At 72.6% G+C, this 22,045-nt stretch carries 18 protein-coding genes; 13 read left to right on the top strand and 5 right to left on the bottom strand.

The annotated features are described in order from the left end of the window. Positions 1–171 precede the first annotated feature (171 nt). The 10 genes from AB5J87_RS23995 to AB5J87_RS23950 all read left to right on the top strand — a co-directional run bounded on the left by AB5J87_RS23995 (position 172) and on the right by AB5J87_RS23950 (position 11,837). Complete coding sequence (locus tag AB5J87_RS23995; RefSeq protein WP_369379162.1) at positions 172–1,818, top strand: M4 family metallopeptidase; 1,647 nt, start codon at positions 172–174, stop codon at positions 1,816–1,818. 116 nt (positions 1,819–1,934) lie between these two features. Then, positions 1,935–2,714 carry an aminotransferase class IV gene (locus AB5J87_RS23990; protein ID WP_369379161.1) on the top strand — a complete coding sequence of 260 codons (780 nt, stop codon included), beginning with the start codon at positions 1,935–1,937 and terminating at the stop codon, positions 2,712–2,714. 129 nt (positions 2,715–2,843) lie between these two features. Then, positions 2,844–3,419: a hypothetical protein gene (locus AB5J87_RS23985; protein WP_369379160.1), complete on the top strand. Its 576-nt coding sequence runs from the start codon at positions 2,844–2,846 to the stop codon at positions 3,417–3,419. Positions 3,420–3,467: 48 nt separating this feature from the next. Continuing rightward, positions 3,468–4,154 carry a class F sortase gene (locus tag AB5J87_RS23980; RefSeq protein ID WP_369383655.1) on the top strand — a complete coding sequence of 229 codons (687 nt, stop codon included), beginning with the start codon at positions 3,468–3,470 and terminating at the stop codon, positions 4,152–4,154. Between the two features lie 334 nt (positions 4,155–4,488). Further along, positions 4,489–7,014: a nitrite reductase large subunit NirB gene (gene nirB, locus AB5J87_RS23975; protein WP_369379158.1), complete on the top strand. Its 2,526-nt coding sequence runs from the start codon at positions 4,489–4,491 to the stop codon at positions 7,012–7,014. Further along, a complete protein-coding gene (gene nirD / locus AB5J87_RS23970; protein ID WP_369379156.1) occupies positions 7,011–7,346 on the top strand; it encodes a nitrite reductase small subunit NirD in 336 nt (111 codons plus the stop codon). The genes nirB and nirD overlap by 4 nt, the downstream gene beginning before the upstream one ends. A 16-nt stretch (positions 7,347–7,362) precedes the next feature. Next, complete coding sequence (locus tag AB5J87_RS23965; RefSeq protein ID WP_369379154.1) at positions 7,363–7,947, top strand: TetR/AcrR family transcriptional regulator; 585 nt, start codon at positions 7,363–7,365, stop codon at positions 7,945–7,947. Positions 7,948–8,097: 150 nt separating this feature from the next. Then, positions 8,098–8,868 (top strand): SDR family NAD(P)-dependent oxidoreductase, encoded by a 771-nt coding sequence (locus AB5J87_RS23960; RefSeq protein ID WP_369379153.1) that lies wholly within the window; start codon positions 8,098–8,100, stop codon positions 8,866–8,868. Between the two features lie 62 nt (positions 8,869–8,930). Then, entirely contained in the window at positions 8,931–9,851 is a 921-nt protein-coding gene (locus tag AB5J87_RS23955; RefSeq protein WP_369379152.1) for an oxidoreductase, read from the top strand. A gap of 135 nt (positions 9,852–9,986) precedes the next feature. Beyond that, positions 9,987–11,837 carry an APC family permease gene (locus tag AB5J87_RS23950; protein ID WP_369379150.1) on the top strand — a complete coding sequence of 617 codons (1,851 nt, stop codon included), beginning with the start codon at positions 9,987–9,989 and terminating at the stop codon, positions 11,835–11,837. A 152-nt stretch (positions 11,838–11,989) separates the two neighbouring features. Here AB5J87_RS23950 and AB5J87_RS23945 read toward each other — a convergent pair whose 3' ends face one another. The 3 genes from AB5J87_RS23945 to dusB all read right to left on the bottom strand — a co-directional run bounded on the left by AB5J87_RS23945 (position 11,990) and on the right by dusB (position 17,845). Then, entirely contained in the window at positions 11,990–13,000 is a 1,011-nt protein-coding gene (locus tag AB5J87_RS23945; protein ID WP_369379148.1) for an ArsR/SmtB family transcription factor, read from the bottom strand. A gap of 559 nt (positions 13,001–13,559) precedes the next feature. After that, complete coding sequence (gene ppdK, locus AB5J87_RS23940) at positions 13,560–16,283, bottom strand: pyruvate, phosphate dikinase (protein WP_369379147.1); 2,724 nt, start codon at positions 16,281–16,283, stop codon at positions 13,560–13,562. 416 nt (positions 16,284–16,699) lie between these two features. Continuing rightward, complete coding sequence (gene dusB / locus AB5J87_RS23935; protein WP_369379145.1) at positions 16,700–17,845, bottom strand: tRNA dihydrouridine synthase DusB; 1,146 nt, start codon at positions 17,843–17,845, stop codon at positions 16,700–16,702. 65 nt (positions 17,846–17,910) lie between these two features. Between dusB and AB5J87_RS23930 the strand changes: the two genes are divergently transcribed. Next, positions 17,911–19,371, top strand: a complete 1,461-nt coding sequence (locus tag AB5J87_RS23930) for an MFS transporter (RefSeq protein WP_369379143.1) — start codon at positions 17,911–17,913, stop codon at positions 19,369–19,371. A 269-nt stretch (positions 19,372–19,640) separates the two neighbouring features. Here the strand turns inward: AB5J87_RS23930 and AB5J87_RS23925 are convergent, their stop codons facing one another. Continuing rightward, the gene (locus tag AB5J87_RS23925; protein ID WP_369379141.1) at positions 19,641–19,865 is read right to left on the bottom strand and encodes a hypothetical protein; all 225 of its coding nucleotides are present in this window, start codon (positions 19,863–19,865) and stop codon (positions 19,641–19,643) included. 126 nt (positions 19,866–19,991) lie between these two features. Between AB5J87_RS23925 and AB5J87_RS23920 the strand changes: the two genes are divergently transcribed. Together AB5J87_RS23920 and AB5J87_RS23915 are read left to right on the top strand one after the other, a co-directional pair. Further along, positions 19,992–20,828 (top strand): Scr1 family TA system antitoxin-like transcriptional regulator, encoded by an 837-nt coding sequence (locus tag AB5J87_RS23920; RefSeq protein WP_369379140.1) that lies wholly within the window; start codon positions 19,992–19,994, stop codon positions 20,826–20,828. Then, positions 20,825–21,025 carry a DUF397 domain-containing protein gene (locus AB5J87_RS23915; protein WP_369379139.1) on the top strand — a complete coding sequence of 67 codons (201 nt, stop codon included), beginning with the start codon at positions 20,825–20,827 and terminating at the stop codon, positions 21,023–21,025. Before AB5J87_RS23920 ends, AB5J87_RS23915 begins: the two co-directional genes overlap by 4 nt. Here the strand turns inward: AB5J87_RS23915 and AB5J87_RS23910 are convergent. Beyond that, a complete protein-coding gene (locus AB5J87_RS23910; RefSeq protein WP_369379137.1) occupies positions 21,022–21,927 on the bottom strand; it encodes a helix-turn-helix transcriptional regulator in 906 nt (301 codons plus the stop codon). The two genes, AB5J87_RS23915 and AB5J87_RS23910, sit on opposite strands and share 4 nt — an antisense overlap. Between the last annotated feature and the right edge of the window lie 118 nt (positions 21,928–22,045).

Below are 22,045 nucleotides of genomic sequence, written 5' to 3'. Positions count from 1 at the left end.
AGGTGCCGGGCGGGGCGCGGCAGCAACAAGGGGGCCCGGGGGGACGCCCCCGCAGCCCCCTCCCCCGTCCGGATTCCGGCCTCGCGCTCTGGACAGTAAATGTCATGTCCCCTTAAATCTGATGCGGCATCAGCGTCACACCCGAGCCAACCCCCCATGACGAGGAGCCCGATGAGACCGACCCGGAACGCATCGCGCCTCACCACCGCAGGGATAGCCGTCGCGGCCGGCGCCATGGTCGCCGCCGCGCTCGCCCCCGCCTCCGCCGTGGCCGGACCCCGGCCCGCCCCCTCCCGCGAGGCCGCCGTCCGCGACGCGCGCGCCGCCGTCGACGCCCACACCGCCGCGCTCGCCGTGACCGCCGCCCAGGCCATGTCCGTACGGGACGTGATCGTGGACCCGGACGGCAGCCGCCATGTGCGCTACGACCGCACGTACCGCGGACTGCCCGTCCTCGGCGGCGACTTCGTCGTCCACCTCTCCCCCACCGGCGCCTACCGGGGCGCCGACCGGGCCGTCACCAACGACCTGGCCGTGCCCAGCACCACCCCCGCGCTCTCCGCGCCCCGCGCGGCCGGGCTCGCCTCCGCCGAGCTGCGCGCGGCCCACCGCGGCGCCGCCCTCAAGGACCTCACCGCCGAGCCCCGGCTCGTCGTCGACGCCCTGCACGGGACGCCCAAGCTGGCCTGGCGCACCCAGACCGCCGCCCGGGACTCGCTGGGCAACCCGGTGGCGCGCGTGGTGCTCACCGACGCCCGCACCGGCGCCCGGATCGACGCCTGGGACTCCATCGAGACCGCGGCGGGCGACGGCAAGTCGCTGTACAGCGGCACCGTGCCCCTGGAGACCACGCTCTCGGGGTCCACGTACCAGCTCAAGGACCCCACGCGCGGCAACACCTACACCGGTGACTCCCAGAACAAGACGGACCTGTGCATCTTCGGCATCTGCTTCGTGCGGGCGCCCGCCGTCCTGTTCACCGACGCCGACAACCACTGGGGATCCGGCGTCAACACGGACCGCTCCAGCGCCGCCGTGGACGCCCAGTACGGCACCAACACCACCTGGGACTACTACAAGAACGTCCACAACCGCAACGGCATCGCGGGCGACGGCAAGGGCTCGTACAACCGCGTCCACTACGGCAGCAACTACAACAACGCCTTCTGGGACGACAGCTGCTTCTGCATGACGTACGGGGACGGCGACGGCACCACGTTCGGGCCGCTGGTCGCGCTCGACGTCGCCGGGCACGAGATGTCGCACGGCGTCACCTCCAAGACGGCCGCCCTCACCTACTCCGGGGAGTCCGGCGGCCTCAACGAGGCCACCAGCGACATCATGGGCACCATGGTCGAGTGGTACGCGGCCAACGCCAACGACCAGGGCGACTACCTCATCGGCGAGAAGATCGTGAAGCCCGGCTTCGGCAAGCCCGCGCTGCGCTTCATGGACAAGCCCTCCACCGACGGCAACTCCGCGGACTGCTGGAGCTCGGGCGTCGGCAACCTCGACGTCCACTACTCCTCCGGCGTCGCCAACCACTTCGCCTACCTGCTGTCCGAGGGCAGCGGCGCCAAGGTGATCAACGGCGTCTCGTACAACAGCCCCACCTGCAACGGCTCCGCGGTCTCCGGCATCGGCCACGACAAGGTCGGCAAGATCTGGTACCGGGCGCTCACCGTCTACATGACGTCCTCCACCAACTACGCCGCCGCCCGCACGGCGACCCTGAACGCGGCGAAGGACCTCTACGGCAGCGGCAGCGCCGAGCAGAACGCGGTGGCCGCGGCCTGGTCGGCGGTCTCCGTCGGCTGACCCGCACCCCCTCCCGGGCCCGTCCGCACCGGCCGCGCCGGCGGCGCGCGCGGACGGGCCCCCGGCGCCCGCCACCGGCCCGGGGCCCCCGCGCCGGCCGCACTACGGTGGGGTCCATGACGACTGAGTACGCCGAGATCGACGGCCGCCCCGCCGACGCCGAGAACCTCCGCGTCCCCGCCCTGACGGGGGGCTACGGCCACTTCACGGCCATGCAGGTGCGCGGCGGCGCGGTCCGCGGCCTCGCCCTGCACCTGGCCCGCCTCGACACGGCCACCCGCGAGCTGTTCGGCCCCGGCCTCGACGGCGAGCGGGTGCGCGCGCTGGTGCGCGGCGCGCTCGCGGGCGCGGGGCGGCGGGACGCGGCCGTGCGGGTCTATGTGTACGGGCCCGCCGAGCGGCCGACGGTGATGGTGACCGTACGGCCGCCGATCGACCTGTCGCCGGAGCCGCAGAGCCTGCTGTCCGTGCCGTACGAGCGCCCCGCGGCCCACCTCAAGCACCTGGGCGGTTTCGGCCAGGCGTACTTCCGCCGGATCGCGGAGTCCAAGGGCTTCAGCGAGGCGCTGCTGACCGGGCCGGGCGGCGAGATCGCCGAGGGCGCCGTCACCAACATCGCCTTCTGGGACGGGAGTTCGGTGGTCTGGCCGGACCGGCCCGCGCTGCTCGGCACCACCATGGCGCTGCTGGAGGCGGCGCTGCCCGCGCACGGGACGGCCAGCGTGCGGCGCCCGGTGTCGCTGGGCGGCCTCGGCGCGTACTCGGCGGCCTTCGTCACCAACTCGCAGGGCATCGCCCCGGTGGCCCGGATCGACGGCACCGCGTTCGCGGTGGACAGCGAGCTGATGGGGACCCTCTGGCGGTGCTTCGCCCGGATCCCGGCCGACACCGTCTGAGGCGGGCGCGCGAACGGGTGACGGCCCGGCGCCGTCACCCTTTCGCCCCCCGCCGGGGGGCGGGCGTCGGCGCGGGCCACTTACCTCGGAGGGAGAAGCACGGCACCCCGCTCCCCGGAGGACCCACCCATGCGCACTGCCCGCCTGCTGACCGGTTCCGCGCTCGCGGCCGCCCTGCTCGGCCTCGGCGGCGCGCCCGCGTACGCCAACGACTTCGGGGGCGGCGGCGTCGAGGTCTGGCCCACCACCGCCTCGCCCGGCACCACCGTCACCGTGAACACCACGGCGTGCGGCCACGACGGACACGCGAACGGGGACGCGCGCGCGGCGGGCGACGGGGAGTTCCAGCTGACCACCTCCACGCACAAGGAGGTGCTGGCCGGACAGTTCACGGTCGGCCACGGAGCCCGGCCGGGACCCGCCGAGGTCACCGTGACCTGCGACAACGGCAAGTCCGTACGCGGCGAGCTGACGATCGCGGGCGGCAGCGGCGCGAGCACCGGCGGGCGCGAGGGGCGCGACGGCCGGGAGATCTGGAGCGAGCCCACCGAGCCCCGGGGCCATGTGAAGACCGGCGTGGGCGGCGCCACGGTCACCTCCAACCGGGTCGAGATCGCGGCCGGGGCGGCCGTCCTCGCGGTGGCGGCGGTGACCGGCGGACTGCTGCTGCGCCGGCGCGGGAACGGCCCGCAGGGCCGGGGCTGACCGCCCTTGTCGGCGCAGTGGCCGCCGCCGCCCCGGTCCGCCCAGGCGATCCGGGACGCCCACGCCGCCCGGCGGCGCAACGGATGGCTGATATGCATCGCCGTGTGCGTCGGGGTGTGGCTGGTGCGCCAGGGCACCGAGACGGCCGAGCCGCCCCAGCCCTCCCGGGCCGAGGCGTTCGCGGGCGCCGTCGCGCCGGGCGGCGCCGCGCCGTCCCGCGCGCCCGCGGCCGTACCGCCCGCCGCCGAGACGCGCGCGGGGCGGCCCGGTGCGCCGCTGGCCCCCTCCGAACCGGTCCGCGTGCGCATCCCGGCGATCCGGGTGGACGCGCCCGTCATGCGGCTCGGGCTCGGCCGCGACGGCTCGCTCGACGTACCGCCGCCGGGCCGCTCCGACACCGCCGGGTGGTACCAGGACGGCACCGCGCCCGGGGCCGACGGCACGGCGGTGCTGGCCGGGCACGTCGACGACGCCCGCGGCCCGGCCGTCTTCTACGCGCTGGGCGCGCTGAAGAAGGGCGTCCGCATCGAGGTGGCCCGCGCGGACCGGCGCACGGCGGTGTTCACCGTCGACGCGGTCGAGGTGTACCCGAACGACGCCTTCCCCGACCGGCGCGTGTACGGCCCGGCCGGCCGCCCCGAGCTGCGGGTGATCACCTGCGGCGGCGGCTTCAGCGAGAAGTCGGGCTACCGGGGCAATGTCGTGGTCTTCGCCCATCTGACCGGCACGGCCTGAGCGGGAGCGGCCCCGCGCCGCCCCACCGCCATGGGCGCCCGCCCCACGACCATGGGCGCCCGCCCCGGGCCCACCGTCGCGCGCCACCCCACCGCCCCGGCCGCCGGTGCCGGGGCCGCCCCGGGCTCACCGCCCCGCGCCTCCCGTTTCCAGAAGGCTCACAGGTCCCTCCACGCGCCGCTGAGCGGGGTGTTGCTCCCGGGAAACCGGTCAGATCCGGACGGGAAACAGCCGCCGCGCAGGCTGGGGTGACGGGCGAGCGGGGCCCGGCCGGCCGCGACACCGGCCGCCCCGCCCCGCCGCAGCCGCCTCACCCACGACGGAGGGTCCCGACATGACCACACACGCGCCCTCGGCCACCGCCCGCACGATCGTGGTGGTGGGTCACGGCATGGTGGGCCAGCGGTTCCTGGAGGCCCTGGCCGAGAACGGGACCACCGGCCGCGACCGGGTCGTGGTGTTCGCCGAGGAGCCCCGCCCCGCGTACGACCGGGTCCACCTCACCTCGTACTTCTCCGGCACCACGCCCGCCGAACTGTCCATGGTGGAGCCGGGGTTCATCGAGGAGCACGGCATCGAGCTGTGCCTGGGCGACCCGGTGGAGTCCGTCGACCGGGCCGCCCGCACGGTCACCGCCCGCTCCGGGCGCACGCTCGGCTACGACGTGCTGGTGCTGGCCACCGGCTCGTACCCGTTCGTCCCGCCGGTGCCCGGCAAGGAGCTGACGGGCTGCTTCGTCTACCGCACCATCGAGGACCTGCTGGCCATCGAGGCGTACGCGGCGACGGCGGCCACCGGCGCGGTGGTCGGCGGCGGGCTGCTCGGTCTGGAGGCGGCGGGGGCGCTGCGCGGGCTCGGGCTCGACACGCACATCGTGGAGTTCGCGCCCCGGCTGATGCCCGCGCAGGTCGACGACGGCGGCGGCGCCGCGCTGCTGCGCACCATCGAGAACATGGGCCTCACCGTCCACACCGGCGTGGGCACCCAGGAGATCACCGGCACGGGCGCGGTCACTGGGATGCTCCTGTCGGACGGCTCCGCCCTCGCCACCGACCTGGTCGTCTTCTCGGCCGGGGTGCGCCCGCGCGACCGGCTGGCCCGCGACTGCGGTCTGGCGGTCGGCGAGCGCGGCGGCATCGTCGTGGACGAGCGCTGCCGCACCTCGGACCCGGCCGTGTACGCGATCGGCGAGTGCGCCCTGACCGCCGACGGCCGGGTGTACGGCCTGGTCGCGCCCGGCTACGAGATGGCCCTCACCGTCGCCGGGGCCCTCACCGCCGCCGGCGGCGAGAAGTCCTTCACCGGCGCCGACCTGTCGACCAAGCTGAAGCTGCTCGGCGTGGACGTGGCCTCCTTCGGCGACGCGCACGGCGCCGCCGAGGGCTCCCTCGACGTGCTCTACGCCGACGCCCGCTCGGGCATCTACAAGAAGCTGGTGGTCTCCCCCGAGGGCGCCCTGCTGGGCGGGGTCCTGGTGGGCGACGCCGACGCGTACGGCACCCTGCGCCCGCTCACCGGCCACGTCCCGCCGGTCCCGGCCGAGCAGTTGGTGCTGCCCGCGGGCCTGGGCGCGCCGGTGGCGCTCGGCCCCGAGTCGCTGCCGGACGACGCGGTGATCTGCTCCTGCCACAACGTCGCCAAGGGGGCCATCACCCCGCTCGGCTCGCTGGCCGAGGTCAAGAAGTGCACCAGGGCCGGTACCGGCTGCGCCAGTTGCGTCAAGACCATCGAACGGCTGCTGCCGAAGACCGGCGACGGCGGGCTGTGCGACTGCTTCGCCAAGACCCGCCAGGAGCTGTACGAGATCGCGCTGGCGCTGCGCGTGCGCGGCTACCGGCAGCTCCTGGACGAGCACGGCCGCGAGTCCGCGCGCGGCGGCGACGGCTGCGAGGTCTGCAAGCCCGCCGTCGCCTCCATCCTGGCGAGCCTGGGCGGCGGCCACATCCTCGACGGCGAGCAGGCCGCCCTCCAGGACACCAACGACCACTTCCTCGCCAACATCCAGCGCAACGGCTCGTACTCGATCGTGCCGCGCATCCCCGGCGGCGAGATCACCCCCGAGAAGCTGATCGTCATCGGCGAGGTGGCCCGCGACCACGGCCTCTACACCAAGCTCACCGGCGGCCAGCGCATCGACCTGTTCGGCGCCAGCGTCGACCAGCTGCCGGTGATCTGGGCGCGGCTGGTGGCGGCCGGGTTCGAGTCGGGGCACGCGTACGGCAAGTCGCTGCGCACGGTGAAGTCCTGCGTCGGGCAGACCTGGTGCCGCTACGGCGTGCAGGACTCGGTGCGGATGGCGATCGAGCTGGAGCTGCGCTACCGGGGGCTGCGCTCCCCGCACAAGCTGAAGTCGGCGGTGTCGGGGTGCGCCCGCGAGTGCGCGGAGGCCCAGTCCAAGGACTTCGGCGTGATCGCCACGGCCAACGGCTGGAACCTGTACGTGGGCGGCAACGGCGGCGCGACCCCGCGCCACGCGGACCTGCTGGCCCAGGACCTGACGGACGGCGAACTCGTCCGGCTGATCGACCGGTTCCTGATGTTCTACATCCGCACCGCCGACCGCCTGGAGCGCACCTCGGTGTGGCTGGAGCGGATCGAGGGCGGCCTGGGGCACGTCCGGGACGTGGTGGTGCACGACTCGCTGGGCATCTGCGACGAGCTGGAGGCGCTGATGGCCGGCCATGTCAGCGACTACCGCGACGAGTGGGCCGAGACCCTCGACGACCCCGAGCGGCTCGCCCGGTTCGTCTCCTTCGTCAACGCGCCCGGCACCCCCGACCCCACGGTGCGGTTCGTGCCGGAGCGCGGTCAGATCAAGCCCGAACTGCCCGTCCTGGCCCTGGAGGTGGCCGCCCGATGAGCGAGAACATCCAACTGCTGCTGGACGACGGCTGGTTCGCGGTGTGCGAGCGGGCCCGGCTGGTCCCCGGCCGGGGCGTGGCGGCGCTGCTCCCCGACGGGCGGCAGGCGGCGGTCTTCACCGACCGCACCGGCCGGGCCTACGCGATCGACAACCGCGACCCCTTCACCGGCGCGTACGTGCTCTCGCGCGGGCTGCTGGGCACCTCGCCCGGGGGCCGCCCGTACGTGGCCTCGCCGCTGCTGAAGCAGCGGTTCGACCTGGAGACGGGCCGGTGCCTGGACGACGAAGAGGTGTCCGTGCAGACGTACTTGACCGATCGTTCCACATAGAACTACTGTCGTCCCCGTGGCCAGGACCAAGGAATTCGATCCGGACGCCGCGCTGCAGTCGGCCCTGGAGCTGTTCTGGCGGCGCGGATACGAAGCGACGTCGATGGCGGACCTCGTGGCGCACCTCGGCATCGGCCGCGCCAGCATCTACGCCACCTTCGGCAACAAGCACGAGCTGTACCTCAAGGCGCTCGACCGGTACGGCGAGACGGGCGCGGCGACCCTGTTCCGCGAGCTGTCGGGACCGGGCCCCGCGCTCCCCGCCGTCAAGGCGGTGGTGCGCCGCTTCGCGGCCGAGTCGAGCGCCGAGGAGACCCGTCTGACCGGCTGTTTCGCCACCAACGCCGCAGCCGAGATCGGCCCGCGCGACGCCGCCGCGGCGCGCCGGGTCGAGCGCGGCTGGGAGCAGCTGGAGACCCTGCTGCACGCGGCGCTCGTACGGGCCGCGGCCCAGGGCGAACTGCCCGCCGACCGCGACCCGCGCGCGCTCGCCCGGATGCTCCTGGTGCTCATGCAGGGGCTGCGGGTGGTCGGCAAGGCGTCCGGCGACCCGGCCAGGGTCCGGGACGCGGCCGAGGCCGCACTGACCCTGCTGGACTGACCCGCCCCGCACCGAAACCGCCGGACCGGCCCCACCCCCGTACCGAACCGCCGGACCGTCCCGCCCCGCACCGGACCCGTGGGGCCGGCCCCGCTCGCCCTGCACCCCAACTTTCCCTTGCCCTCATACTGGAATGATTGGTCAAATATCATGTCTGCTCGCTTCACCGGCCGCACCGCACTCGTCACCGGCGCCGGCACCGGCATCGGCCGCGCCGTCGCCCTCGCCCTGGCCGCCGAGGGGGCCTCGGTGGCCGTCGCCGGACGGACCGCCGCCCCCCTCGACGAGACCGTGGCGCTGATCGAGGCGGCGGGCGGCACCGCCGCCGCCTTCCCCGCCGACGTCTCGCGCGCCGAGTCCGTACGGGAGCTGGTGGCCGCCACCGTCGCCCGGTTCGGCTCGCTGGACGTGGCCGTCAACAACGCCGGGGTGCTGCGCGGCCGGGTGGGCGCGCCCGTGGCCGAACTGGCCGCCGAGGACTGGCAGGCGATGGTCGACATCAACCTGACCGGCGTCCTGCTCGCCCTCCAGGCCGAGATCGCGCAGATGCGCACCCAGCCGCGCGGCGGCGCCATCGTCAACATCTCCTCCAACCTCGGCGCCCACATGCGCATCCCCGGCGGCGCGGGCTACCTCGCCACCAAGGCCGCGGTCAGCGCGCTCACCAGGGCCGCCGCCCTCGACCACATCCAGGACGGCGTCCGCATCAACGCGGTGAGCCCGGGCGCCTCCGCCACCACGATGTCGCTGCGCGCGGGCGAGTCGGAGGCCGAGCGCGCGGAGCGGATGAAGGAGGGCTCGCCGCTGGGCCGGGTCTCCACCACCGCCGAGATCGCCGCGGCCGTGCTCTACCTGGCCTCGGACGACGCGGCCTCGGCGGTCGGCACGGACCTGGTGATCGACGGCGGCTCGGCCGCCTGATCCCCCCGCGCCGGTCCGACGCCCCCTGCTCACGGGTACCTACCGGACGGTACGGTGACCGCATGACTCAGGGCTGGAGCGCGCGGGACATCCCGGACCAGAGCGGCCGTACGGCCGTCGTCACCGGGGCCAACAGCGGCATCGGGTTCATCACGGCACGCGAGCTGGCCCGCAAGGGCGCGCACGTGGTCCTGGCCTGCCGCAGCGAGGGCCGGGGCAACGAGGCGGTGGCGCTGATCCACCGCCAGATCCATGGCGCGGACGTGGAGTTCCGCCCCCTGGACCTGGCGGACCTGGCCTCGGTGCGGGCGTTCGCCGAAACGTATCCGCACCAGCGGCTCGACCTGCTGGTCAACAACGCGGGCGTGATGGCGCTGCCGTACGGCAGGACCGCGGACGGCTTCGAGAGACAGTTCGGCGTGAACCACCTGGGCCACTTCGCCCTCACCGGTCTGCTGCTGCCACGGCTGCGGGCGGCCTCCGGGGCCCGGGTGGTCTCCGTCTCCAGCGGACTGCACGCCCTCTGTGACATCGAGCTCACCGACCTCAACAGCGAGCGCCGCTACCGCCGCTGGATCGCCTACGCCCGCTCCAAGACCGCCAACCTGCTCTTCATCCACGAGCTGGCGCGGCGGCTGCGCGCCGCGGGCTCCCCCGTGGTGGCCGCCGCCGCGCACCCCGGCTACGCCTCGACCAACCTCCAGACCGCGGGCGTGCGGATGGAGGGACGGCGGCTGGCCGAGCGGATCGTCGAGGTCGGCAACCGCGTGATCGCCCAGAGCGCCGAGGCGGGCGCCCTGCCCACCCTCTACGCCGCCACCGCCCCGGGCGTGCGCCCCGACTCCTTCACCGGCCCCCGGCTCCAGGGCTGGCGCGGCGCCCCGGCCCGCTCCTCCCGCGCCAAGTGGACCCTGGACGACACCACCGGCGAGCGCCTGTGGGTGGCCTCCGAGCAGCTGACCGGGGTGCGGTACGAGGTGTAGGGAGCGGGCCGGCGGGGGCGGCGCGGCCGGGAGCGGCTCCCGGCGCGTCAAGGATCCGTAGGGAAGCCGCCCCCGCCCGACAAGGCCCCGACAAGAAGCGCGGGGGCCGCGTCCGGGGCCCGCACGCTGAAACACATGCTGATCAAGCCGACGATCCGGGCCGCCGACCCCGCGGCCGAGCCGCCCGCCGAGGGTGCGGCGGGCGGCACCGACCGCCACCGGCTCACCGCCACCCAGGGCCTGGCCGCGCTCTCGCTGGACGCGATGGCCTCCGTGGCCTACGGCCCGGAGGCGATCGTGCTGGTGCTCGCCGCCGCCGGTGCGCACGGGCTGGGGTTCACCCTGCCGGTCACGCTCGCCATCGCGGGACTGCTGGCCGTGCTCGTCGCCTCGTACCGGCAGGTGATCGCCGCGTTCCCGAACGGCGGCGGCTCCTACGCGGTCGCCCGCACCCATCTCGGCCCGCGCACCGGCCTGGTGGCCGCCGCCTCGCTGATCCTCGACTACGTCCTGAACGTCGCCGTCTCCGTCACGGCCGGGGTGGCCGCGCTGACCTCCGCCTTCCCCGGGCTCTACGACGACCGCCTCGCCATCTGCCTGGGCGTACTGGTGCTGGTGACCGCCGTGAACCTGCGCGGCATCGTGGAGTCGGCCAAGCTGTTCATCGTGCCGACCGCCGTCTTCGTCGGCTCCGTCCTGGCCATCGTCGCCGTCGGCCTCTTCCGTGCCGCACCCGCCTCGACCGAGGCCGCCGCCGGGCACGCCTCCGTACTGAGCGGCGACGCCACGAGCGTGGGCGCGCTGCTGCTGCTCAAGGCGTTCGCCTCCGGCTGCTCGGCGCTGACCGGTGTGGAGGCGGTCGCCAACGCCGTACCGGCCTTCCGGGCCCCGGCCGCCAAGCGGGCCCAGCGCACCGAGGTCGCCCTGGGCGCGCTGCTGGGCGTGATGCTGATCGGGCTCTCCGTGCTGATCGGCCGCTTCCACCTCCAGCCGGTCGACGGCGTCACCGTCCTCGCCCAGCTCGCGGACGCCTCCCTCGGCCACAACTGGGCCTTCTACGTGGTGCAGTGCGCCACCGTCGTCCTGCTGGCGCTCGCCGCCAACACCTCGTTCGGCGGGCTGCCGGTGCTGATGTCGCTGCTGGCCCGCGACAACTACCTGCCGCACGTCTTCGGCCTCAAGGCCGACCGGCAGGTGCACCGGCACGGCGTCCTCGCGCTGGCCGCCGTCTCGGGCGCGCTCCTGGCCTTCTCGGGCGGCGACACCAACACCCTGGTGCCGCTCTTCGCCATCGGCGTCTTCGTCGGCTTCACCATCTGCCAGACCGGCATGGTGCTGCACTGGAAGCGCGAGGCGTCCGCGCACTGGCGGGCCAAGGCCGCGCTCAACGGCTTCGGCGCGCTGCTCACCGGGGTGAGCGCGATCGTGGTCACCGCCACCAAGTTCGCCGACGGCGCCTGGCTGATCGTGATCGCCCTGCCGCTGCTCGTCCTCGCCTTCGAGGCGGTGCACCGGGCGTACGGCAGGATCAGCGAGCGCCTCGCGCTCGGCCGGGTCCCGGAACGGCCGCACCGCGACCGCTCGTTGGTCATCGTGCCCGTCTCGCACCTGTCCCGGCTGACCGGCGACGCGCTGAACGCGGCCGTCTCCCTGGGCGACGAGGTACGGGCGGTCACCGTCACCCACCCCGACGACGAGGACCGCCGGGCGGCCGAGGCGCTGCGCCGCGACTGGCAGCTGTGGAACCCGGGCGTGGAGCTGGTCGAACTCCACTCGGCGCACCGCACGGTGGGCCGCCCGGTCGCCGCGTACGTGGACCGGGTGCACCGCTACCACCCGCACACCCGGGTGACCGTGCTGATCCCGGAGGTCGAGCCGGCCCACATCTGGCAGCGGCTGCTGCAGAACCAGCGCGGGGCGGTCCTGGCGCACGCGGTGCGCCGGGACACCGACGCGGTGATCTGCCGGCTGCGGTTCCGCCTCTGAGCGGAGGGGCCGGGGCGCACCGGCCGGAGGGGTCCCGCCCCACCGGAGCCGCCCCATCGGACCTGCGGCCCTCCGCACGGCACGCCGCGAGGTGCCCGGTCCCCGCCCCGGGAGCGGCTGTTTCCAGCCATCCCGGGGCGGGGCCGCGCAACCTACAGGGTCGCCGCGGCGGAACGTTCCGCCATCACCGGCTGGCCCCCTCTCAGCAGCGCCGTCCCCAGCGGGGTCAGCGTGTGGAGCACCGCGCTCCCGTGCCGCAGCGTCACCAGCAGTCCGGCCTCCCGCAGCACCCCCGCGTGCTGGCTGGCGGAGGCGAGCGACACCCCGGCCCGGCGGGCCAGTTCGCTGGTGGTGGCCCCGTGGCCGATCGACTGGAGCACCGCCGAGCGGGTGTGCCCCACCAGCCGCCCCAGCGAGGGGCCCGGGGCGGTGCCCGCGGCCGTCCGCTCGTACGGGGTGTGGGTGTGGGTCACCGGGTAGACCAGCACGGGCGGCAGCAGCGGGTCCTGGAGCGCCACCGGGGTGCGGCGGCAGAAGAACGACGGCTGGAGCAGCAGCCCGCGGCCCTCCAGGTACAGATCGCGGTCGACCGGGTAGTCCGCCTCCAGGACCGGGGCGCGCCAGCGCATCATCGGCGGCAGCGAGGCGAGCAGTTCGTCCGCCCCGCCGTCCAGGAGCGCCCGCCCGCGGGCCCCCCGGTCGGCGTCGACCCGGGCCTGTATGTGCGGCCAGTACGGCGATATGGCGGCCCGGTGGTAGCTGCGCAGCGCGCCCATGAGACGGTCGAGGGGCTCGCCGGCGCCGTCCGCGAGCGCCCGGAGCCACCCCGGCAGGCCCCGGGGACCCGCGACCCGGGAGAGCTCGTCGGTCAGCCGCTCGGCCCCGGTCTCGCGCACCACCTCCAGGCCGGACTCCAGGGTGTGCGGCCCTTCGGCGGGCGTGAGAAAGTCGGGGAAATAGCCGCGGCCCGGCACCACTGCGGAGAGCAGGCGTGTTTCACCATTCAACCGGGTCCGGGTTTCCGTTCGCCATTCACCGAAGACGAGCGCACCCCTACGGTCTCTTAATCGATGAAAGCTGAGAATCGTTTCCCACAGCGCGTCCGGACCCGGCGCCATGCGCACCCGGGCCAGGTCCACGCCAGTGAAATGAATACGCAGCACCGAATCTCCATCTGTCTCGAATGTTGCAACATGTTGCATTGTGTTGCAGGCGCAACCGTCCCGCCCCTGAGTATGCCTACCGTCACACGCCGTGACCACCGGCCTTTCAGCCACACTTGAAAGGCATCGCGAGCAGCCCCTGCGTACCGAAAAGCTGTACGGCGTCGGGCACGACACCGGGCCAACCGGAAAGACGTTGCGAGGACCGTGGGGGGCTTTGCTTCGTCTGGCGGCGGTCGGCATGGTGGCGGCTCCGTGCCCGGCGGGGATGACAGAGTGCGGTTCGCGGATGGGGATCCGTGAACCGCACTCTGCATTTAGGGCCAAGGACTCGTTAAATGTCCGCGCTTCAACAGGAATTAAGCGGCCGCACACCCAGAACTCACCCGTACTCGGCACGGGTATGCGGAAGCGGAACATCCGCCGGGCGGAACGGGTAAGTGCGCGCACAAACGGAAGGAGCGGCACCCCCGCACAGGGTGCCGCCCCTTCTCTGTGGATCCGGAGCCGCCACCGGATCGGTGTTGAGGGTCGGGGACCCGGTGGCGGCTCCGGGGTCTCAGCGCGAGTCGCTGCCCCGCGACTCGGCCGCCGCGCGCCCCGCCTCCAGGCGCGCGACCGGGATGCGGAACGGGGAGCAGGAGACGTAGTCCAGGCCCACCTCGTGGAAGAAGTGCACCGACTCCGGGTCGCCGCCGTGCTCGCCGCACACACCGAGCTTCAGGTCGGGGCGGGTGGCCCGGCCGGCCCGCACGGCCGAGCGGACCAGCGAGCCGACGCCGTCCTTGTCGATGGTCTCGAACGGCGAGACGCCGAAGATGCCCTTCTCCAGGTACGCGGTGAAGAAGCTCGCCTCCACGTCGTCCCGGGAGAAGCCCCAGACCGTCTGGGTCAGGTCGTTGGTGCCGAAGCTGAAGAACTGGGCGGCCTCGGCGATCTGAGCGGCCGTCAGAGCGGCGCGCGGCAGCTCGATCATGGTGCCGATGGTCAGCTTGAGGTCGGTGCCGGTGGCGGCCTCGACCTCGGCGATGACGTGGTCGGCCTCCTCGCGGACGATCTCCAGCTCCTGGACCGTGCCCACCAGCGGAATCATGATCTCCGCACGCGGGTCGCCCTTGGCGTTGCGCCGCTCGGCCGCCGCCTCGGCGATCGCCCGCACCTGCATGGCGAACAGGCCCGGGATGACGAGGCCGAGGCGCACCCCGCGCAGACCCAGCATCGGGTTCTGCTCGTGCAGCTTGTGCACGGCCTGGAGCAGGCGCAGGTCGTTCTCGTTGGCGTCCTTGCGGGACTCGGCGAGCGCGACGCGCACCGACAGCTCGGTGATGTCGGGCAGGAACTCGTGCAGCGGCGGGTCCAGCAGGCGCACGGTGACCGGCAGCCCGTCCATCGCCTCGAAGAGCTCGACGAAGTCCTTCTTCTGGAGCGGCAGCAAGGCACTGAGTGCCTCCTCGCGCTCCTCGTCGGTGTCGGCCAGGATCAGGCGCTCGACCATCTCGCGGCGCTCACCGAGGAACATGTGCTCGGTGCGGCACAGGCCGATGCCCTGGGCGCCGAACCGCCGCGCCCGCAGGGCGTCCTCGGCGTTGTCGGCGTTGGCCCGTACGCGCAGCCGGCGCACCCGGTCCGCGTACGCCATGATCCGGTGCACGGCCGCGACCAGCTCGTCGGCGTCGTCGGCGCCCGCGTGCATCCGGCCCTCGAAGTACTCGACGACCGGCGACGGCACGACCGGGACCTCACCGAGGTACACCTTGCCGGTGGAGCCGTCGATGGAGACGAGGTCGCCCTCCTCGATGACCACGCCGCCCGGGGCGGTCATCCGGCGGCGCTTGGTGTCGACCTCCAGGTCCTCGGCGCCGCAGACACAGGTCTTGCCCATGCCGCGCGCCACGACCGCCGCGTGCGAGGTCTTGCCGCCGCGCGAGGTCAGGATGCCCTCGGCGGCGATCATGCCGTCCAGGTCGTCCGGGTTGGTCTCGCGGCGGATCAGGATGACCTTCTCGCCCGAGCGGGACCACTTGATGGCGGTGTACGAGTCGAAGACCGCCTTGCCGACCGCCGCGCCCGGGGAGGCGGCGATGCCCCGGCCGAGCTGCTCGACCTTGGCCTGGTCGTCGAAGCGCGGGAACATCAGCTGGGCCAGCTGGGCGCCGTTGACGCGCTGGAGCGCCTCGGCCTCGTCGATCAGGCCCTGGTCCACCAGCTGGGTCGCGATCCGGAAGGCGGCACCGGCGGTGCGCTTGCCGACCCGGGTCTGGAGCATCCAGAGCTGGCCGCGCTCGATGGTGAACTCGATGTCGCAGAGGTCCTTGTAGTGGGTCTCAAGGGTCTCCATGATCTGCATGAGCTGGTCGTAGGACTTCTTGTCGATGCCCTCCAGCTCGGCCAGCGGCACGGTGTTGCGGATGCCCGCCACCACGTCCTCGCCCTGGGCGTTCTGCAGGTAGTCGCCGTAGACGCCCTGGTGGCCGGAGGCCGGGTCGCGGGTGAAGGCGACGCCGGTGCCGGAGTCGGGGCCGAGGTTGCCGAAGACCATGGAGCAGATGTTGACGGCGGTGCCCAGGTCGCCCGGGATGCGCTCCTGGCGGCGGTAGAGCTTGGCGCGGTCGCCGTTCCACGAGTCGAAGACCGCCTTGACGGCGAGGTCCATCTGCTCGCGCGGGTCCTGCGGGAAGTCGCGCCCCGCCTCGGTCTTGACGACCTTCTTGAAGTGCTTGACCAGCTTCTTCAGGTCGGCGGCGTCGAGGTCGGTGTCGACGGTGACCTTCTTGGCGGCCTTGGCCTCGTCGAGGGCGTCCTCGAAGAGCTCGCCGTCCACGCCGAGCACGGTCTTGCCGAACATCTGGATGAGGCGGCGGTAGGAGTCCCAGGCGAAGCGCTCGTCGCCGGACTGCTTGGCCAGACCGGTCACCGAGGCGTCCGAGAGGCCGATGTTGAGGACGGTGTCCATCATGCCGGGCATGGAGAACTTGGCACCCGAGCGCACGGAGACGAGGAGCGGGTCGTCGGCCTGGCCGAGCTTCTTGGCCATCTTCTGCTCAAGGGCGTCGAGGTGCGCGCTGACCTCGTCGCGCAGCTCGGCCGGCTCCTCGCCGCTGTCGAGGTAGACCTTGCACGCCTCGGTGGTGATGGTGAAGCCGGGAGGGACCGGCAGGCCGAGGTTGGTCATCTCGGCGAGGTTCGCGCCCTTGCCACCGAGCAGGTCCTTGAGGTCCCTGTTCCCCTCGGTGAAGTCGTAGACGAACTTCTGGCTGTGCTGGAGGTCCTTGTCTTCCGACACGGGTCTCGACTCCTCGGGTCCGAAAAAGCGTGGCGGCTGCCCTGACGGCGAGGAACATACCCAGATCGAAGGTGTCTGGGTACGTCCACTTGTGGGTCATGGGGCCTTAACCACCCGTCCGCCAGCAGATCGAAAGTAACCGGTGTGTAACCCGGGCGATCTTGATGTGTTCACACCCTGAAGCCGGGTTTGCCGTAACCCGGGAAATCACGCTCATGTGAGCGTGCATCTCGACAAGTGAGTTTACTTCTTGAACACGGAAGGGGTGGCACTCAGTGCCACCCCTTCTAGAGATGCAGCCGCACAAAAATCGCTCATCTGAGCGCAACCCCTATCAGGGGTGGCGAGAATCACGCCGTACGAGGGGCTGGAATTCCACGATCCGGACCCGGATCCGGGACGTCCCAGCCACCGGATCAGCCGCCGGAGGTGTCCAGCTCGGCCTCGGCGCCGATGCCCGAGCAGTCGTACGGGTCCTTCAGCCAGCCGTCCGGCAGGACCACCCGGTTGTTGCCCGAGGTCCGCCCGCGCGGGCCGTCGGCGCCGTCCGGCCACGCCTGGTCCAGGTCGAGCTCGCTCAGCTGAGCGCCCAGCTCCTCCAGGGACGAGGTGACCGCCAGCCGCTTGCGCATCTCCGAACCGACCGAGAAGCCCTTGAGGTACCAGGCCACGTGCTTGCGGAAGTCGATCACACCGCGCGTCTCGTCGCCGATCCACTCGCCGAGCAGCGTCGCGTGCCGCACCATCACGTCGGCGACCGTGCGCAGCGTGGGGCGGGCGTAGGAGTCCGTGCCCTCGAACGCGGCCACCAGGTCCCCGAAGAGCCACGGCCGGCCCAGGCAGCCGCGGCCCACCACGACGCCGTCGCAGCCGGTCTCCTTGACCATCCGCAGCGCGTCCCCGGCCGACCAGATGTCCCCGTTGCCGAGCACCGGGATCTCCGGGACGTGCTCCTTCAGCCGGGCGATGGCCTCCCAGTCGGCGGTGCCGCCGTAGTGCTGGGCGGCGGTGCGGCCGTGCAGCGCTATCGCGGTGACGCCCTCCTCGACGGCGATGCGGCCCGCGTCGAGGTAGGTGATGTGGTCGTCGTCGATGCCCTTGCGCATCTTCATGGTGACCGGCAGGTCGCCCGCGTTGGAGACGGCCTCGTTGAGGATCGCGCGCAGCAGCGGGCGCTTGTACGGGAGCGCCGATCCCCCGCCCTTGCGGGTGACCTTGGGGACCGGGCAGCCGAAGTTCAGGTCGATGTGGTCGGCCAGGTCCTCGTCGACGATCATCCGGACCGCCTTGCCGACCGTGACCGGGTCCACGCCGTACAGCTGGATCGAGCGGGGCGTCTCCGTCTCGTCGAAGTGGATCAGCTGCATGGTCTTCTCGTTGCGCTCGACCAGCGCCCGCGTCGTGATCATCTCGCTCACGAACAGGCCCTTGCCGCCGCTGAACTCGCGGCAGAGGGTACGGAACGGGGCATTGGTGATGCCGGCCATGGGCGCCAGCACCACGGGAGGCTGCACGGCATGCGGGCCGATGTTGAGCGTGGTCATCCCGCCATTGTCGCGCATCCCGGAGGTCATTAGTTAGACGTACTACATGGACCAGATCATTAGTTAGGCGTACTATCCACAGCATGCCCGATCTCAGCCCCCGGCGCCGCATGCTCGTGCTGGCGATCTGCTGCATGAGCCTGCTGATCGTCGGCCTGGACAACACGATCCTGAACGTGGCGCTGCCCACGATGCAGCGCGAACTGCACACCACCGTCTCCGGGATGCAGTGGACCATCGACGCCTACACGCTGGTCCTCGCCTCCCTCCTCATGCTCTCCGGCTCGACGGCCGACCGGATCGGACGGCGCCGGGTCTTCATGGCGGGCCTGGTCGTCTTCACCCTCGGCTCGCTGCTCTGCTCCCTCGCGCCCAACCTCGGCGCGCTCGTCGCCTTCCGGACCGTGCAGGCGGTCGGCGGCTCGATGCTCAACCCGGTGGCGATGTCGATCATCACCAACACCTTCACCGACCCGCGCGAACGCGCCCGCGCCATCGGCGTCTGGAGCGGCGTCGTCGGCATCTCCATGGCGGCGGGCCCGATCGTCGGCGGTCTGCTCGTCGACTCGGTCGGCTGGCGCTCGATCTTCTGGATCAACCTTCCGGTGGGCCTCGCCGCGCTCCTGCTGACCTGGCGCTACATCCCCGAGTCCCGCGCGCCCAAGCCGCGCCGCCCCGACCCGGTCGGCCAGCTCCTGGTCGTCGCCCTGCTCGGCTCCCTCACGTACGGGATCATCGAGGCACCCAGTGCCGGATGGGCCTCACCGCAGATCCTGGCGGTCTGGGCGCTGGCCGCCGCCGCGCTCGCCGGGCTGCTCCGGTACGAGCCGAGGCGCGCCGAACCCCTCATCGACCTGCGGTTCTTCCGCAGCGTGCCGTTCAGCGGGGCCACCGTCATAGCGGTCTCGGCGTTCGCCGCGCTCGGCGGCTTCCTCTTCGTCAACACGCTCTACCTCCAGAACGTGCGCGGCCTGGACGCCCTGCACGCCGGGCTCTACATGGTGCCGATGGCGGCCGTCACCATGGTGGTCGCGCCCTTCTCCGGCCGCCTGGTCGCCAGCCGGGGGCCGCGCCCGTCCCTGCTGATCGCGGGCGTCACGATGGCCGCGAGCGGGCTGCTGTTCGCCGCGTTCGACGGCGAGACGTCGACGCCGCTGCTCTTCACCTCGTACGTGCTGTTCGGCCTCGGCTTCGGCATGGTGAACTCGCCCATCACCAACACCGCGGTCTCCGGGATGCCCCGCGCCCAGGCCGGGGTGGCGGCGGCGGTCGCCTCCACCAGCCGCCAGACGGGCCAGACGCTCGGGGTCGCGGTGATCGGCGCGGTCCTGGCCGCCGGCCTCACCGGCGCCGCGGGCTCCCCCGGCTACACCACCGCGTTCCCGGACGCCGCCCGCCCCGCGTGGTGGATCATCACGGCGTGCGGCCTGGCGGTACTCCTGACGGGCGCGGCGACAAGTGGCCGCCGAGCCCGGGAATCGGCCCGCCGCACGGCGGAACGCCTGGAACCGGCGGAGGAGGGGGTGGGGGCGGGGGTGTCGTAGGGGGCGGGTCCGGGGGCATGTCGGGGGGCGGGGCCCCTCCACCGGACGAGGGCTGCTTCGGTCCCGCCCGAGAACCGGCGGGGCTTCGGCTTCCTCGGCCAAGAAGGCGAACAACGGGTCCCCGGCCGTGCCGTGGGGCCGGAAGGCGACCGGGGCCCGTCGCTGGGTCCGCCTGCCGGGAATGGTCCGGGTCATGGGCGGCCATACCGCGTCGGCCGCTTACTGCCGGCGCGGGGTTCTGGGGGTGTGTCAGCGCTCGCTGCGGGCCGTCACAGGGGTGTCCCCCGCCGTACGCGCTCGGCCAGGCGCTCCACCACGTCGGCGGCCAAGTGGCCCACGTGCACCAGCGCCTCGCCCTTGTGGCTGGCGGCGCCCCGGACGCTGTTGAGCGTTCTCTCCGGCGCGTCCACCAGCCTCAGCACGTCGCGGAACGCCTCGGCGGCGCTGTCGGCGACGGCATTGCTGTCGCGCCATTCCTGCATGGTCATGGGCATGGGCAGTTCCTCTGGGTGGGGCGGGGGCGCGTGGGCGCTCGCTGCACTACCGGCGAGGTTCAGCGTGGGGCACCGATGGGAAGCGTTCAACCTGCTGGAACCGAACGGAAGGAAGGCGAACGCCCCTTGAACCGACGGGAGTTGAACCCCGACGCCTCGCCCCAGGCGGCCTACGGGGCACGCTTGCGCAGCCTGCGGGAGGCGCGCGGCTGGACACAGGACGAGATCGCCCGGCGCACGGAATACTCCAGCGTGCACATTTCGGCGGTGGAAGTTGCCCGGAAGCCTCCTACCCTTCGGTTTTCGCGCAGACTGGACCGCGCCTTCGGCCTTGAGGGCAACGCCGCCTCGTTCGAGCGCGAGTACCGCGAGATCAAGCACGGCGGCCTGCTGGAGGGGTTCCCGGAGTACGTGGGGCTCGAGGGTCGCGCGGCCGAGATCCGGCTGTACGAGATCGGTATCGTTCCCGGACTTCTACAGACTCCGGAGTACGCGCGGGTGCTGGCGGACAGCGCCGTGCGCCGAGGCGCCATCACGCCCGAACAGGCCGACGAGAGGGTCGCGTTCCTGGCCGATCGCCAGGCGACGCTGACGCGGTCCCGGCCGCCCATGCTGCTGGTGGTCATGGACGAGAGCTGCATCCGCCGGTCGGTCGGTGGGCGCGAGGTCATGAATGGACAGTTCGACCGGCTGATGGAGCTCGCCGAGCTACCGAACACCGTGCTGCAGATCGCCCCGTACGCCATAGGAGAGCGTCGCCCGTTCGACCTTCCGGTGAACCTGTTGACGCTGTCGGACCTGTCCGTGACCGCGTACGCCGAGTCCCAGATCCGGGGCCACTTGGACCGGGACACGACAGCCGTGCTCCCCCTCCTGGCGGCCTACCATCAGTTACAGGCCGAAGCACTGCCGCAGGTCGCCTCGGTGGCCATGATCAGAGAGGCACGAGAGGGCACCCCGTGACAACCGAACCGAACCTTCGTTGGTTCACCTCTTCTTACAGCAACAACGGCGGTAACTGCGTCGAGGTGTGCGGCGACTTCGTCGACTCGCGCGGCATCGTCCCCATCCGTGACAGCAAGCTGAGCGACAGCCCCGTTCTGCACGTCTCGCACGCAGCCTTCGCCGGACTGGTGGCGTACGCCAGGCAGTCCGGCTAACCCAGCCGAACCGGGTCCCGCCGCCCCGCCCCCGCGGGCGGCGGCGGGACTTCCGATTCCCGCGCCAGCGCCAGCAGTCGATCCAGGCGGATGCGGGTGTCCTCGTCCAGGGGGACGTACGTGACCAGGCGCGGGCCCGACGCGGGGCCCAGCCACAGGTTGGTGTGTTCCAGGTGCAGCAGGCCGACATGGGCGTTGCGGATGAACTTCTCCCGGCCGCCCTGGCCCACCACCTCGTGGCGCGCCCAGATCTCGCGGAACTCCGCCGACCCGTGCTCCAGCCGCTTCAGCAGCGTCTTCCAGGCGGGCTCGGCCAGGTGCTCGGCCATCGAGGCGCGGAACTTGGCGGCCATCATGCGGTTCATACCCGGCAGGTCCGCCACCGCCGCCCGCCAGTCGTCGTTGGTGAAGGCCAGCCACATGCAGTTGCGGTCCTCCGGCGCCAGCGCGTCCAGGTCGCAGAGCAGCCTGCCGTACGTGCGGTTGTACGCCAGGATGTCGTACCGGCTGTTCTGGACGCAGGCGGGCATCGGCTCCAGCTGGTCCAGCATCGCGCGCAGCGACGGCGTCACCGTGGGGCAGGGCGCGTGCGGGTTGGGATCGCCCGCGCCCGCCAGCGCGAACAGGTGGGCCCGCTCGCTCGGGTCCATCAGCAGCGCCCGCGCCAGCGCGTCGAGCACCTGCGCCGACACCTGGATGTCCCGGGCCTGCTCCAGCCAGGTGTACCAGGTGACGCCCACCGCGGAGAGCTGCGCCACCTCCTCGCGGCGCAGCCCCGGGGTGCGCCGGCGGCGGCCGTGCGGCAGCCCGACCTGCTCGGGCGTGATGCGCTCGCGGCGGCTGCGCAGGAATTGGGCGAGCTCGTGCCGTCGTACGTCCGACTCCGGGGCCACAGTGGTCATGCCACCAGGGTGCCGTACCGCTCAGCCCATTGCCAGGTAGTGGAAGTACCAGGATAAGGAGACTCTGGTACCAGGCTGGGAGAAGAGCGATCGTCTTCTGTGTGAGCAATGACCTGAG

Origin of the sequence: Streptomyces sp. cg36, from assembly GCF_041080675.1 — a bacterium.
Classification (GTDB): domain Bacteria; phylum Actinomycetota; class Actinomycetes; order Streptomycetales; family Streptomycetaceae; genus Streptomyces.
This window is presented reverse-complemented; position numbering and strand designations above follow the sequence as displayed.